Raw genomic sequence first — 13,871 nt, forward strand, 5'->3', positions numbered from 1 at the left:
GCGGTAGCTCCACCAGCATGTCAAACACCGCCGTGAGGATTCCCGAGGCGGTCGGCCGGGTGATGCGGAGGGACAAATCGTTCGCCGCGCTGCTCAAGCGCTGGTGTGACGAACCGTGCCGCGATCTCTCACCGACACCCTCGTCCTTTATATGGCCGAGAAGCTATATAGAGTTGGTCGAGCAATCCCTCTGGTCGGGCGAGAAACTCATTCCTGGAAGTAGCAATCGATTCCGCGCGTGGTGCTCGAAGGTCACGAACGGCTGCTCCTTGCGCATCCAAGGGGAAGTCGACGCGGCATGCCACACGTCGGCAAACCATACGCCGACAACGGTTAAGCTGGAATCATGCCTCAGCCCGTACGCAAAGTCGTTATTCCCGCCGCAGGTTTTGGTACCCGGTTCCTCCCGGCGACGAAGGCACTTCCAAAAGAGATGCTTCCCGTCGTCGACAAGCCGGCCATCCAGTACGTCGTCGAAGAGGCCGTGAGCGCCGGACTCAACGACGTCGTGATGATCATCGGGCGAAACAAGAACGCCCTGGAAAACCACTTTGACCGGGTGACCGAGCTTGAACTTGCCCTGGAAGAGAAAGGGGATAAGAAGCGGCTTCACCGGGTGGTTGAGTCGAGCGAACTTGCTGACATCCACTTCCTGCGCCAGGGCGACCCCAAGGGACTCGGCCACGCTGTGCTTCGCGCGCGCCGCCACGTGGGCAACGAACCGTTCGCCGTTCTGCTCGGTGACGACCTGATCGACGCCCGGGACCCGCTCCTGACCACCATGATCGAGGAGCAGGAAAGCCGCCAGGCCACGATCATTGCCCTCATGGAGGTCGACCCTGCGACCATCTCGATGTACGGCTGCGCGGCCGTCGAGGCCACAGACAACCCCGACGTCGTCAAGGTCACCGACCTGGTCGAAAAGCCAGCCCCCGAAGACGCTCCGTCGAACCTCGCCATCATCGGTCGATACGTCCTCCGCCCGGAAATCTTTGACGTCCTGGAGAAGACAGAGCCAGGCAAGGGCGGCGAAATTCAGTTGACGGATGCCATGCAGGTGCTGGCAGCGGACGACACGATCGCAGGCGGCGTGTACGGAGTTGTCTTCCGTGGTCGTCGCTACGACACGGGTGACCGCCTCGACTACATCAAGGCCATCATCCAGCTCGCGTCAGACCGTGAGGACCTGGGACTCGAGCTCAAGCCATGGATCAAGGAATTCGCCGCAAAGCTCGACTAGTCGGTCGGGGTTTCCGTCGGTATGGGTGGATCCAAATCGGCACGGATAAGGGCTCGGATTGCTTCAAAGTCCGGATCGTCCTGGTCGATACTGTTCGCCGGCGTCAGCTCTACCGATGTGATCGGCTGCTCCTTCGACTTCATCGCGAGGTTCGTGAAGTAGCCCAGCATGTCCTGAGGGACGTCGGTTTTGACCACCTGAGTTCCCGCTTGCGCGATGGCCTGGAACTTGGTCAGCACGTTGGCCGGCGTGAACTGCTGGAGGATCGCGGTCTGAAGTTCTCGCTGGCGCTCCATGCGGTCGAAGTCGCTGGTCGAGTGCCGTGAGCGCGCGTACCACTGTGCGTAGTAGCCGTTGAGGGTCTGCACTCCCGGCTCAATCCACTCATCAACCCCGACGAGCCTTTCATTTCCACCGATCGGCAGTCGCTCCTTGACGTTGATATCCACTCCGCCGAGCGCGTCGATGAGGTCGGAGAAGCCCTGCATATCGATGAGCGCGTAGTACTGGATCGTCAACCCGGTGATGCCCTCGGCTGCTTCCTTGGTCGCTTCGATGCCCGGTGTGGAACCGGTAGATTTCGCGTTCGGATACAGGTCCTGGTGCCGCAACTCCGCCTCGGTGTAGACGGCGTTGAGCTTGCATGCACTCACGTCACAGTTGCGGAACCCATTGGGGTACAGCTCCCCCATCGGCGACCCCGCCGAGAACGGCACCCTCCGCATGTCACGCGGCAGGCCGATCATCGTCACCCGCCCGGTGTCAGCGTCGATGGAGACGACCGAGAGGCTGTCGGGCCGGAGGCCTTCGCGGTCGGGCCCGGCGTCTCCACCAAGCAGCAGGATGTTGTAGCGACCGTCAACCGGAGGAACCGACGCGGCCCCTCCCCCGAAGATCGAGTTCAGGGTTCCGCGCGCAACACCTGCGTAATACGCGCCCGCCGTCGCAGTACCGACCGAAAGCACGAGCAGAATCACCGTGAACGCCGCAATCCAGAACCGCGACCCTGGCTGCGCCCGAATGAGGCGCACCAGCCGCAGGGTGTCGAGCGTGAGCACGAGCCACAGCACGGCGTACAGCACCAGCAGCAGCTGCGCGGCGGTCAGCGCGAACGAGTTCGTGATGATCGACAACGTGGCCGTGCGCCACAGCGAGTACGCCACGATGACGAGCGCGGCGATCAGCCAGAGCGTGAGCGTGGCGGCCAGCCCGAGCCTGCCGAGCCTGCGGTTGCCCGCGAGCACCTGGGTCGAGCCTGGGATCAGAAAGTTGAGTACAACGAGCCACCAGGCGCGCCGAGTCATCAGGGCTGGGGCGCCCAGGTCCGGGTGGCGAAGGGGGCTTGCGGTGTAGACGGTCATAGTTTGAGTTGCAGTGCCCGATTCTTCGCCTCAACCTGAACGGCGAGGTCAGCCTGATACGCGGTCATTCGATCGACGAGCGCGTCATCTCCAACTCCGAGGATCTGGACCGCGAGCAGCGCAGCGTTCTTCGCTCCACCAATCGACACGGTGGCGACAGGAACACCAGCAGGCATCTGCACGATCGAGAGCAGCGAGTCCATCCCATCCAGCCGCGCAAGCGGCACGGGAACGCCGATCACCGGAAGCGGGGTCACCGCGGCGAGCATGCCCGGCAGGTGTGCCGCACCGCCCGCTCCGGCGATGATGACCTGCAGGCCGCGAGCGCGAGCATCCCGACCATAAGAAATCATCTTCTCGGGCGTGCGGTGCGCACTCACGACCTCAACCTCGTGGTCGACACCGAAGTCGGTGAGCACCGCTGACGCATCGGCCATGACCGACCAGTCGGAGTCACTGCCCATGACCAGGCCAACACGTGGGCGCTCTGAAGCGGAGAAAGGCATGGGGTTCATGTTATTTGTCAGTCCTGAAAAAACGCCGCTGCGGCACGCGCTTGGTACACAACGTCATCCAGCTCGGTTCCGCTGGCGTTGACGTGCCCGACCTTGCGACCCGGTCGCGGGTCCTTGCCGTAGTTGTGAATCTTCACCGTCGGGTGCATCGCCATCGCGTCGGCGTACCGGTCGGCGAGCGCCCCCTCACTCGGACCACCGAGGATGTTCACCATCACCGTGTGCGGCTCGCGCGTCCCGGTCGCACCGAGCGGCAGGTCGAGCACTGCACGCAGGTGCTGCTCGAACTGGCTCGTGGTTGAACCGTCCTGGGTCCAGTGCCCGGAGTTGTGCGGCCGCATGGCCAGCTCGTTGACGAGCAGTCGGTCATCGGTCGTCTCGAACAGTTCGACGGCGAACACTCCGGTAATTCCGAGACCGGATGCCAGTTGGCCGGCAATTCCTGCGGCCACGTCCGCGACGCGACCGGCCGAACCCGGAGCAGGGGCAATCACTTCGGCACAGACACCGTCCCGCTGCACCGACTCCACAACCGGCCAGAAGACCAGCTCGCCAGACGGCCGGCGCGCGGCCAGCTGCGCGAGTTCGCGTCGGAACTCGACGAGCTCCTCAACGAGAAGCCCGTCGTTTGCTCCGGTCTCGGCGACGGCGGCGAACCAGTCACTGGCCTCATGACCGGCGGACACCACACGCACGCCCTTGCCGTCGTAGCCACCACGCGGCGTCTTGAGCACGGCGCGGCCACCGTTGTCGTCGAGGAACGTCTGCAGCTCGTCTTCGGTGCGCACCCGCGCCCAGGTCGGAACGGGCAGCCCGAGGTCGGTCAGCTTCTGACGCATCAGCAGTTTGTCCTGCGCGTACAGCAGCGCGTCCGGGCCCGGGTGCACCCGCACTCCGCGGTCGACGAGCTGGCGCAGAATCTCCTGCGGCACGTGCTCGTGGTCGAACGTGATCACGTCTACGTTTTCGGCGAATGCCAGCACCGTCTCGGCATCGCGGTAGTCGCCGACCTGGCTTGCGGCAAGCTGCGCGGCCATGCCGTCGGCTTCGGCGAGCACCCGAATATCGATACCGAGGTTCACGGCTGGGGGGATCATCATGCGAGCGAGCTGCCCGCCACCAATTACGCCAACACGAACCACGGGGTCATCTCCAACGGGTAGGAATGAAAAGGGCGGGCTGTCGCATAAACTGCCTACGCGAATCTATCTTCCCGCATGCGCGTGGAAGCGCCCAACTCGAGGAACCCATGAGCCGAACACGCGAAAGCCGCCTCCCCGGCCTGGTCGTACAGCTCGCCCAATTCGGGCTCGTCGGTGCCGCCGGCTTCCTCATCGACCTCACCGTGTTCAACGCGCTCCGGCTCACCGTGCTCTCGCCCGAGGTGATCCACACGGGCCCCCTGCTCGCCAAGATCATCTCAACCGTGCTGGCGATCACCGCCAACTGGCTGGGCAACCGCTATTGGACTTTCCGCCAGAACCGCCAGGACTCGACGGTGCGCGAGGGCATCGAGTTCTTCGGCGTCAGCCTCGTCGGCATGGGCATCGGCCTTGCCTGCCTCTGGGTTTCCCACTACCTGCTCGGCTTCACCTCGGTCCTCGCCGACAACATCTCGGCCAACGTCGTCGGGCTCGCACTCGGCGCGATCTTCCGTTTTACGCTCTATCGCTACTGGGTCTTCGCACCGAGCCGACAGGCATCCGCTCGATTGATACCGACGGATGCTCCGGCAACTCAGAACGCGGTCGTCGCGGTTCCGACCGACCCGGCGTGAGTCGAAATCACAATCTGGTTCTTCTCGACCAGGTCCTGCAGCGTTTCGAGCACAGCGTTCGCACCGGGTACGTCGCGGAGCACCATCGGTTTCTCAACACCTGAACTGATCACGAGGTCGCCTGAACGGAACGCGCTCTGCAGCCAGCTGCGCTTGAGGGCGACGTGGTAACCGCGGCTGTGGAAGATTTCACGGCGTTCGCGAACAAAGAATCCGCGCCGAACGATGATGCGACGGGTGGTGATGGTGCTGCGCCGGTTGAGCCACAGGATGTACGGCAGAAGCACGAGCAGGAGGAACGCCAGGGTGGCCAGGATGCCGATGAGGGTGTGCTGCCAGCGCTCGGTGAAGACACTGAATGAGTAGAAGCTCGCTCCGGGCAGGGCGATGAAGACGAGCACCGGCCAGAACAGCACGCGAGCGTTTGGCCGCAGCCGGGCGACGACCCGCTCGGTCGGAACGCTGGGTCGGGAGTCGATCTCCGGCGGTGTGCCAGGATAAGCGCTCGTTTCGTCGACCATGTTCCATTCTTATCACTCAGCACGAGTCGCGAAAGACAGCACCGCCGCCTGCAGCCCGATCGACGGGGGAAACCGCGCGTCATCCACCGTTGCCTGATTCCCGTCGCGCCGACATACTTCTGGAATGGATGCCGAGATTCCCAACGGACGCCCCGCCCGCAGCGTGCCAGGCAGCGCCCGAACGCGAGGGGCAGAACTGGCGATCGCCGGCATCCGTCTGGTTCTGGTGCTCACGACGCTCGCCGCCGTAATTGTCACCTTCGCTGACACGGCATCGCGCGGGCCGGTGAACCCGTTCAACTTCTTCGGCTACTTCACGATCCAGTCGAACCTGCTCGGCGTCGCTGTTCTGGGTGTCACTGCTGCGTGGGGAGCATTGGGGCGGCCGCAGGGGCTGGTGCTGCAGCTGGCTCGTGCTTCGATCACCACCTATCTGATCGTGGTGGCACTCGTGTACAACACGCTGCTCACCGGGCTGAGCGGCGGCGTCGATGTGGCTTGGGCCAACACGGTCATGCACGTCGTCTTTCCGCTGTACTGCCTGCTCGATTGGCTGCTTGTGCCAGACCGGGAGGCGCTGCCGTTCCGGTTCCTCTGGGTGGTTGAGCTGTACCCGATCGTGTGGTGCGGAGTCATTCTGCTGCGCGGCGCGACCGACGGCTGGGTGCCGTACCCGTTCTTCGACCCGTCGAACGGCTACGGCTCTGTGCTGCTCTACGTCGTGGGCATCGCCGTCACGTTCATCCTCATCGGCGCTGCCGTGTTCGCCGCGTCGCGCCTGCAGCTCTTCGGCTCGCGCGCGCGGCTCGGCGCGCAGGTGGGTGACGTCGCCAGCTGAGATCGGCGACAGCACCGCGCTCACTCTCTATTGGGCTAACGAAGCAAACTGCGCGACCGCGGATTTCATTGCTTTGTGAATCGCTGCACCGTAGTGCCCCTCATCATCAACAATCGTTAGTCTGCTTGCGGGCCAGGCTTTGTGGAGGTCCCAGGGCACCGAGAGGGTCGAACTGACATCCAAACGTCCGTGCACGAGCATGGCGGGAATGTCCTCAATGCGCTCCATCGCTCCCAATATGCCTGGGCCATCGAGGAAGGCTGAGTGCTTCCAGTAGTGAATCACGAGCGTCGCCAGGAGTAGCCTCGTCTGCGGGTTCTCGTACCGTGGATCGGGTTTGCTCGACGGGTCCAACGAAACATGAACGTCTTCCCAGTCGCACCACGCCTGAGCTGCAGCAGCTCGAACCTCGTCGTTCGGGCTCGTGATTCTCTCGTAGTACGCGTCGATGACACGCTCGCCCTCGCGGGCCCCAGAGGCGTGTGCGAATCGTTCCCACTCGCGCGGGAAGACGCGTCGAAGGTCTTCCGTGATCCACCGGACCTCGGCGCGACTCGTCGTCGTGACTGCTCCAAGAACAATTTCAGTAACCCTGCTCGAATGCGCCTGTGCATAGGCCAAAGCAAGTGTTGTGCCCCAGGACAATCCGACGATGAGCCATGCATCCACGGACAGGTGCTCTCGCAGAGCTTCGATGTCACGAATGATCGCTTGTGTCGTGTTTGTAGGGAGCCCTGCCGGGTCCTCGCTGGCCAGGGGTCGGCTGCGGCCGCAACCGCGCTGGTCGAGTGAGACCACCAGGTACTCCGCTGGGTCGAAGTAGCTGCGGTGATGGGTGCCAATTCCGGACCCAGGGCCACCGTGGAGGAAAAGCGCTGGCTTTCCGGTGGGGTTTCCCCAGCACTCCCAGTAAATCTCGTTGCCGTCATCGACATTGAGATAACCGCTCGTGACCGTTTCTTCTGTGGGCATTCGAGCAGCATACGGCAGCCGGTTAAGCCAGGATCGACCGGCTCGACGTGCTCTGCTTTTTGATGCGACGGTTCGACCTAGACCCTCGGGGCCGCCTGCAGCCCTTACTGCTCAGGCGCGCGGCTCGGTGCGCAGGTGGGTGACATCGCCGGCCGAGACGGGAGTGAGGTCGGGCGAACCGTCCGCCTGCACGACGATGCGCCCCGTGCTGTCGATACCGCGCGCGATGCCGGTGAGCACGAGGTTTCCCGGGAGCTCAACTTTGACTCGGGCACCAACCGTTGAACAGGAATCGGTGACCGCTTTCTGCAGGCCGCTTGCCGCGGCATCCCCTCTGGAGGAAAAAAGGGCGTCGGTCAGAGAGCGCAGTTCGGTCAGGTAGTCGGCGAGGATGCGGTCGCGGTCAGGCTCCGAAACGCCCTCGACGGCGAGCGAGGTCGCTGTGGGAACCGGGAGGTCCTCGTCGGAAATGGTGAGGTTGACCCCTGCACCGATCACGACGGCGCCCGTTTCGGCGTCGACGAGTTCGGAGAGCACACCGGAGATCTTGCTTCCGTCGACCAGCACGTCGTTGGGCCACTTGACCCGCGCGGTGGCGAGCCCGCCGAGCGCGTTGTGAACGGCGCGCGACATGGCCAGGCCGGCGGCGAGCGGCAGCCAGCCGAGGGAGTCCATCGGGAAGCTGGGGCCGGGGCGCACGAGAACCGAGATGGCAAGCGAGGCACCGGGAGGGGCCGTCCACTGTCGTCCAAGCCGGCCGCGTCCCGCTGTCTGGGTGTCTGTGACCACGACAGAGAAGTGGGGAACCTCGGCCGGTCCACGCCCCGCGCGCGCCACAAGCTCGTCGTTGGTTGACGGGCTCGAATCGAGCACATCGAGCGTCGACGCGACGGCGGAGGCGAGCGGGAAATCGGCCGGGGAGGAAGTCATGCGACTCACAGTACGCGGCGCTTCTCGACAAGGCGACACCGGCGGCTCTGTAGACATTCACCAACGGTATGGCCCTATCCGTGCACAGTAGAGTGAAACAGTGACCGAAGACGCAGCTAATTTGAACGATTCCGACGCCCCCGACATGTACACAACGGCCGGCAAACTGGCCGACCTGAAACGGCGCTACCACGAGGCCGTGACGGCATCGGGTGAGGCCGCGATCGCGAAACAGCACGCCAAGGGCAAGATGACCGCCCGCGAGCGGATCACCGAACTGCTCGACCCGGGCAGCTTCGTCGAACTCGACGAGTTCGTGCGCCACCGCACCCACGCCTTCGGCATGGAGAAGAGCCGGCCATACGGCGACGCGGTCGTCACCGGAACGGGCACCATCCACGGTCGCCAGGTCGCCGTGTACTCGCAGGACTTCACCATCTTCGGTGGATCGCTCGGCGAGGTCGCCGGCGAGAAGATCATCAAGATCATGGACCACGCCCTGAAGACCGGTGTTCCGATCATCGGAATGCTCGACTCCGGTGGAGCCCGGATCCAGGAGGGCGTCGTTGCCCTCGGCAAGTACGGTGAGATCTTCCGTCGCAACACGGCGGCATCCGGTGTCATCCCGCAGATCTCGATCATCATGGGCCCGGCAGCAGGTGGCGCCGTCTACTCCCCCGCCCTGACCGACTTCGTCATCATGGTCGACAAGACCAGCCAGATGTTCGTCACCGGCCCAGACGTCATCAAGACGGTCACCGGTGAAGACGTTGGTATGGAAGAGCTCGGTGGTGCGCTCACGCACAACACGCGCTCAGGTGTCGCCCACTACCTCGCGAGCGACGAGTCGGACGCCCTCGACTACGCGCGCACGCTGGTCGGGTTCCTGCCGGACAACAACCTCGCCGAACTCCCGGAGTACGAGAGCGAGGTCGAGCTCGAGACCACTGACGCCGACCGCAAGCTCAACACGATCATCCCCGATTCCCCCAACCAGCCGTATGACGTGAAGACCGTCATCGAACACGTCGTCGACAACGCCGACTTCCTCGAGGTGCAGCCGTTGTTCGCACCGAACATCGTGATCGGTTTCGCGCGCGTCGAGGGTCGCACCGTCGGCATCATCGCCAACCAGCCCAACGCGATGGCCGGAACCCTGAACATCGAGGCCGGGGAAAAGGCGTCACGGTTCGTTCGCTTCTGCGACGCCTTCAGCATCCCGATCCTCACGCTTGTCGACGTGCCCGGCTACCTGCCGGGAACGGACCAGGAGTGGACGGGTGTCATCCGCCGTGGAGCGAAACTGCTCTACGCATACGCCGAGGCCACCGTTCCGCTCGTCACCGTCATCCTCCGCAAGGCCTACGGCGGTGCGTACATTGTGATGGGCTCGAAGCAGCTTGGTGCAGACATCAACCTCGCGTGGCCGACCGCGGAGATCGCTGTCATGGGTGGCCAAGGCGCAGTCAACATCCTCTACCGCGGTGAGATCAAGCGCGCCGAGGCCGCCGGCGAAGACGTCGCTGCCGTGCGGACGAAGCTCGCGAACGAGTACACCTACAACGTGGCCAGCCCGTTCCTCGCTGCCGAGCGCGGTGAGCTTGACGGTGTCATCGAACCCGCGGCAACGCGTGTCGCTGTGATCAAGGCGCTCCGCTCCCTCAAGGGCAAGCGGGCCACCCTGCCGCCGAAGAAGCACGGAAACATCCCGCTGTGACGGGCGAGCGACGAAGCGCAGCGCGGCGGGAAACGCGTCCGTCGGGAGCCTTCTCAACGGACAACGGCACCGAACACGGTCTCGACGTTCGCATCCTGCGCGGTTCACCGACCCCGGAGGAGATCGCAGCGGTGACCGCCGTGCTCAGTGCGGCCGTTGTCGAGGAAGCCGCGAAGGCGCCCGAAAAGACAACGGCTCCGTCGGCGTGGCAGCGATCGCAGCGCACCATGCGCGGCTTGCTCACGCCGGGCCCGGGTCGCTGGCGATAGCGAGACGGAACAGAACGCCGAGGTTCCTAGCACACGTGGCCTCGCCGTCCGGTCCCCCAAAGAGCCGACTAGTCAGCGCTCCTTCACACCTGCACAATGAATAACGCAGGTGTCTCTCCATTCTTGAGAGTTACACCACCAGATAGTTCGCCTGACTAGGGTAAGGGGCGAACATTTGGGGGCGGGTCAGGTCACTATTCGGGTTAGTGCCCTGACCCGGGGCTTCGAAGGGCCGGTTCGAAAGAGCCGGCCCTTCTTCTGTTACCGCATGGAAAAGCAGCCAGGCAGGGCCGCATCACCGCCCCGTTTCCGGATCAGCCGCAGCAGGATGAGCCGGGCGCCTCGGGCGTTGTTGCGCAACTATCCGTTGGCGTCGACGTGGAGCAGACGCCGGTTTCGGGCAGGACAAGTTGGACGTGACGGGCGGCTTCGTGATTTCCGGCGAGTTCGTCGGCGATTGACCGTACTTGCTCGTAGCCGGTCAACATCAGGAACGTGGGAGCACGTCCGTAGCTCTTCATGCCTGCGATGTAGAAGTTGGGTTCCGGGTGCGCGAGTTCCGTGACGCCGTGGGGGTACACCGTGCCGCAACTGTGCATGTTCGGGTCGATCAGAGGGGCCAGAGCACGAGGCGCCTCCACGATCTCGTCCAGCGACAACCGGATTTCACGCAGCATGTCGAGGTTGGGGCGGAATCCGGTGGCATTAACGACCTGGTCAGCCTCAACACTCATCTGCTCTCCCCGGCGGCGGCCGGTGACTGCCACGCGATGATCCTTCACGGGCAGGAGGTCATCAATTTCGAACTGGTCGATCAGAGTCACGAGACCCTGGCCAACGAGGTTGTGTACCAAAGCGCCCAGTTCCCCGCGCGCTTCGAGCTCGTCGTTCCCGGATCCGTAGGCGCGGATCGGGCTGGCCCCGCGGATCGCCCAACTGATCGTCGTGCCGCCTTCTTCCTTCGCGAGGGCGGCGAGTTTCAGTAGCGTGTTCGCGGCGGAGTGTCCTGCGCCGACGACGAGGGTATGCATCCCGGCAAAGCGGGCGCGGTCCGCCCCGAGGACGTCAGGCAGAGCATGGCTGATGTTCGCTCGGGCCCTGTGCATGTTGGTCGGTGCCAGACCGTTAGACGCGAGACCGTTCGGGGTGCTGTAGGTACCGGAGGCGTCGATGACCGCGCGGGCCAGTTGCTCGACGGTGATGTCACCGGTCCGAATGCGGAGGAGGAACGGAGTCGTGCTGCGACCGGTGGAGCGAGTGCGGTCCATGCCCTGTCGGCTGACATCGGTGACGGTGCTGTTGTAACGGATGCGATGGGCCAACTCGGGGGTCGCTGCCAACGGCAGCAGGTAGTCAGAAACGAGGTCGCGGCCGTATGGCAGCTTCTTCGCGGCAGGTGCCTGCCAGTCAGTCTTGTCGAGAAGCCGTCCGGCGGCTTCATCGACAAGGTACTCCCACGGCGAGAACAGGCGGGTGTGGCCCCACGCTTGAACCGCGGTTCCAACTGTGGCGCCGGATTCGAAAATCACCACATCGACCCCGCGCTCAAGCAGCTGCGCCGCAGCGGCGAGCCCAACTGGCCCCGCGCCGATGATGGCCACAGGCAGGCTATTGAGGCTCCGGGATGGAGGAACGGTCAAAGTGGGGAGCTCTGTGATGGTCATATTCTGCTTCTCTTCGTTTTGTGGCAACGGGGTCTTCGACGACAGCGGTTGCCGCTTTCACGCAGCCGATGCCCTCGGAGATTATGGCGTCGCCGGGAGAATCTCGGCCAGCAGCTGCTGGATCCGAGCCTTGATGTCATCGCGGATCGGGCGAACAGCATCGATGCCCTGCCCTGCCGGGTCGTCGAGCTCCCAGTCCTCGTAGCGCTTCCCCGGGAATATGGGGCAGGTGTCTCCGCAACCCATCGTGATCACAACGTCGGAGTCTTTGACGGCCTCGGTGGTCAGGACCTTCGGGGTGTTGTTGGCGATGTCGATGCCCTCTTCCGCCATCGCCTGGACGGCGATCGGGTTAATTTGGTCTTTGGGCTCCGAGCCGGCGGAGAGCACCTCGACCTGGCCGCGAGAGAGGGCTTTCATATAGCCGGCGGCCATTTGGGACCGGCCCGCGTTGTGGACGCAAACGAATAGGACGGATGGTTTCTCGTTCATCAGGCTCTCTTTCTTCGAGGGTGGGGCTAGACCCGGTCTGCGACCGGAAGTTCGTGGTGGGCCGAGACGGCGCTTCGGGTGGGGAACATGCGGGGGCGCATCCACAGGGCGACGTAGACAAGTCCGACCAGGACGGGCACTTCGATCAGCGGTCCGACGATGCCGGCGAGCGCCTGTCCGCTTGTGGCACCGAATGTGCCGATCGCGACGGCTATAGCCAGCTCGAAGTTGTTGCCCGCTGCAGTGAAGGCGAGCGTCGTGGTGCGTTCGTAGGAGAGCCCGATGAACTTGCCGAGGACAAACCCGACGATGAAAGTCACTGCGAAGTACACCAGCAACGGCAGCGCGATGCGGACGACGTCAAGCGGCCGGTCAATCACTTGCTGACCCTGAAGAGCGAACAACAACACGATGGTGAAAAGAAGTCCGTACAGGGCGAACGGTCCGACTCTCGGCAGGAAGGTCCCCTCGTACCAGGCGCGGCCCCTGGTGGCCTCGCCAAACCGACGCGAGAAATAGCCCGCGATCAGTGGGATCCCCAGAAACACCAGAACACTCAGTGTGATCGCCCACAGCGAGAACGATGCACTGGTCGTCGGCAGCCCAAGCCACGACGGGAGGACCTGGAGGTAGAACCAACCAAGGCCTGAGAAGGCGACGACCTGAAACACCGAGTTGACGGCCACGAGGAACGCGGCTGCCTCGCGGTCACCACAGGCCAGGTCATTCCAGATCAGAACCATGGCAATGCACCGCGCCAGGCCGACGATGATGAGGCCGGTGCGGTACTCGGGAAGGTCGGGAAGAAACGCCCAGGCGAGGGCAAACATCAACGCCGGCCCCACGAGCCAGTTCATCACCAGCGACGAGTACAGAAGCTTCCGGTCACCGGCAACCGCGCGAGCATCGGAGTAGCGCACCTTCGCCAGAACCGGATACATCATCACCAGCAGACCGATCGCGATCGGAACGCTCACGGAGCCGATAGAGAAGCTGTGCAGCAGGTCGCCAAACGCAGGAGCGAAGACCGCCAAAGCGAGCCCAAGCGCCATGGCCGCGAGAATCCATACGGGGAGGAAACGGTCGGCAGCGCCGAGGGCGGCGGGTTTCGTGACGGGACCAGGGAGGGACATTCAACTCCGAGAATGATAGATTGATGATTGTCGATGTACACAGTGTGGTCAATACATCGATGGATGTCAATCTAAGGAGGGTTCGTTTCAGATGACGCTAACCGAAGCGCTGCCGATCACCGACCTCAATGCCTGCTGCACCCCGATTCTGCGCGAGCCCATGGGCGCCGACGCTGCAGAGAAGCTCGCCCGGTCGCTCAAAGCTCTGGCCGACCCAGCGCGCCTTCGCCTGCTGTCGATCGTCGCCTCCCATGACGACGCTGAAGCCTGCGTCTGCGACCTCACCGAGCCGCTCGGGCTGAGCCAGCCCACCGTCTCCCACCACCTCAAGGTGCTCGTCGACGCCGGCTACCTTTCGCGCGAGAAGCGCGGCACCTGGGCCTACTACAGCCTCACGCCCGACGCCCTCGATTCCGTGTCAGGACTTATCAGCGAGCTCTGA

The 13,871-nt window shown here is 63.8% G+C and carries 15 protein-coding genes; 6 read left to right on the forward strand and 9 right to left on the reverse strand.

From position 1 onward, the window contains the following. Positions 1 to 346 precede the first annotated feature (346 nt). The gene (galU, locus tag D9V28_RS11035; RefSeq protein WP_121659802.1) at positions 347 to 1,240 is read left to right on the forward strand and encodes a UTP--glucose-1-phosphate uridylyltransferase GalU; all 894 of its coding nucleotides are present in this window, start codon (positions 347 to 349) and stop codon (positions 1,238 to 1,240) included. Here galU and D9V28_RS11040 read toward each other — a convergent pair. From D9V28_RS11040 to D9V28_RS11050, 3 genes are read right to left on the reverse strand one after another with little or no spacing between them, the layout of a single operon-like run. Continuing rightward, entirely contained in the window at positions 1,237 to 2,601 is a 1,365-nt protein-coding gene (locus D9V28_RS11040) for an LCP family protein (protein WP_121659803.1), read from the reverse strand. The genes galU and D9V28_RS11040 overlap by 4 nt on opposite strands. Beyond that, positions 2,598 to 3,116 carry a 5-(carboxyamino)imidazole ribonucleotide mutase gene (gene purE, locus D9V28_RS11045; protein WP_371870008.1) on the reverse strand — a complete coding sequence of 173 codons (519 nt, stop codon included), beginning with the start codon at positions 3,114 to 3,116 and terminating at the stop codon, positions 2,598 to 2,600. The genes D9V28_RS11040 and purE overlap by 4 nt, the downstream gene beginning before the upstream one ends. An 8-nt stretch (positions 3,117 to 3,124) precedes the next feature. Then, entirely contained in the window at positions 3,125 to 4,258 is a 1,134-nt protein-coding gene (locus D9V28_RS11050) for a 5-(carboxyamino)imidazole ribonucleotide synthase (protein WP_268234431.1), read from the reverse strand. A gap of 107 nt (positions 4,259 to 4,365) precedes the next feature. Here D9V28_RS11050 and D9V28_RS11055 point away from each other — a divergent pair, with 107 nt between their 5' ends. Beyond that, a complete protein-coding gene (locus D9V28_RS11055) occupies positions 4,366 to 4,893 on the forward strand; it encodes a GtrA family protein (RefSeq protein ID WP_121659805.1) in 528 nt (175 codons plus the stop codon). On the opposite strand, the gene D9V28_RS11060 is transcribed toward D9V28_RS11055, so the two are convergent. Beyond that, a complete protein-coding gene (locus tag D9V28_RS11060; protein WP_121659806.1) occupies positions 4,854 to 5,414 on the reverse strand; it encodes a PH domain-containing protein in 561 nt (186 codons plus the stop codon). The two genes, D9V28_RS11055 and D9V28_RS11060, sit on opposite strands and share 40 nt — an antisense overlap. Positions 5,415 to 5,538: 124 nt before the next feature. Between D9V28_RS11060 and D9V28_RS11065 the strand changes: the two genes are divergently transcribed. After that, positions 5,539 to 6,252, forward strand: coding sequence for a Pr6Pr family membrane protein (locus tag D9V28_RS11065; protein ID WP_121659807.1), 714 nt, complete (start codon positions 5,539 to 5,541; stop codon positions 6,250 to 6,252). A 27-nt stretch (positions 6,253 to 6,279) separates the two neighbouring features. Here D9V28_RS11065 and pip read toward each other — a convergent pair whose 3' ends face one another. Both pip and D9V28_RS11075 read right to left on the reverse strand, forming a co-directional pair. Next, on the reverse strand, positions 6,280 to 7,224 hold the full coding sequence (gene pip, locus D9V28_RS11070) for a prolyl aminopeptidase (protein WP_121659808.1): 945 nt from the start codon (positions 7,222 to 7,224) through the stop codon (positions 6,280 to 6,282). A 111-nt stretch (positions 7,225 to 7,335) separates the two neighbouring features. Further along, positions 7,336 to 8,154, reverse strand: a complete 819-nt coding sequence (locus tag D9V28_RS11075; protein ID WP_121659809.1) for a biotin--[acetyl-CoA-carboxylase] ligase — start codon at positions 8,152 to 8,154, stop codon at positions 7,336 to 7,338. A gap of 145 nt (positions 8,155 to 8,299) precedes the next feature. Here D9V28_RS11075 and D9V28_RS11080 point away from each other — a divergent pair, with 145 nt between their 5' ends. Together D9V28_RS11080 and D9V28_RS11085 are read left to right on the forward strand one after the other, a co-directional pair. After that, positions 8,300 to 9,871 (forward strand): acyl-CoA carboxylase subunit beta, encoded by a 1,572-nt coding sequence (locus D9V28_RS11080; protein ID WP_121660115.1) that lies wholly within the window; start codon positions 8,300 to 8,302, stop codon positions 9,869 to 9,871. Continuing rightward, complete coding sequence (locus D9V28_RS11085; RefSeq protein ID WP_121659810.1) at positions 9,868 to 10,140, forward strand: acyl-CoA carboxylase subunit epsilon; 273 nt, start codon at positions 9,868 to 9,870, stop codon at positions 10,138 to 10,140. The genes D9V28_RS11080 and D9V28_RS11085 overlap by 4 nt, the downstream gene beginning before the upstream one ends. Positions 10,141 to 10,454: 314 nt before the next feature. Here the strand turns inward: D9V28_RS11085 and D9V28_RS11090 are convergent, their stop codons facing one another. The 3 genes from D9V28_RS11090 to arsB form a co-directional block, all read right to left on the reverse strand. Further along, the gene (locus D9V28_RS11090; protein WP_121659811.1) at positions 10,455 to 11,804 is read right to left on the reverse strand and encodes an FAD-dependent oxidoreductase; all 1,350 of its coding nucleotides are present in this window, start codon (positions 11,802 to 11,804) and stop codon (positions 10,455 to 10,457) included. 81 nt (positions 11,805 to 11,885) lie between these two features. Beyond that, the gene (locus D9V28_RS11095; RefSeq protein ID WP_121659812.1) at positions 11,886 to 12,296 is read right to left on the reverse strand and encodes an arsenate reductase ArsC; all 411 of its coding nucleotides are present in this window, start codon (positions 12,294 to 12,296) and stop codon (positions 11,886 to 11,888) included. Positions 12,297 to 12,322: 26 nt separating this feature from the next. Then, positions 12,323 to 13,429: an ACR3 family arsenite efflux transporter gene (arsB, locus tag D9V28_RS11100; protein ID WP_121659813.1), complete on the reverse strand. Its 1,107-nt coding sequence runs from the start codon at positions 13,427 to 13,429 to the stop codon at positions 12,323 to 12,325. A 91-nt stretch (positions 13,430 to 13,520) separates the two neighbouring features. Between arsB and D9V28_RS11105 the strand changes: the two genes are divergently transcribed. Further along, positions 13,521 to 13,871, forward strand: coding sequence for an ArsR/SmtB family transcription factor (locus D9V28_RS11105; RefSeq protein ID WP_121659814.1), 351 nt, complete (start codon positions 13,521 to 13,523; stop codon positions 13,869 to 13,871).

Origin of the sequence: Mycetocola zhadangensis (genome assembly GCF_003668565.1) — a bacterium.
Taxonomy (GTDB): domain Bacteria; phylum Actinomycetota; class Actinomycetes; order Actinomycetales; family Microbacteriaceae; genus Mycetocola_A; species Mycetocola_A zhadangensis.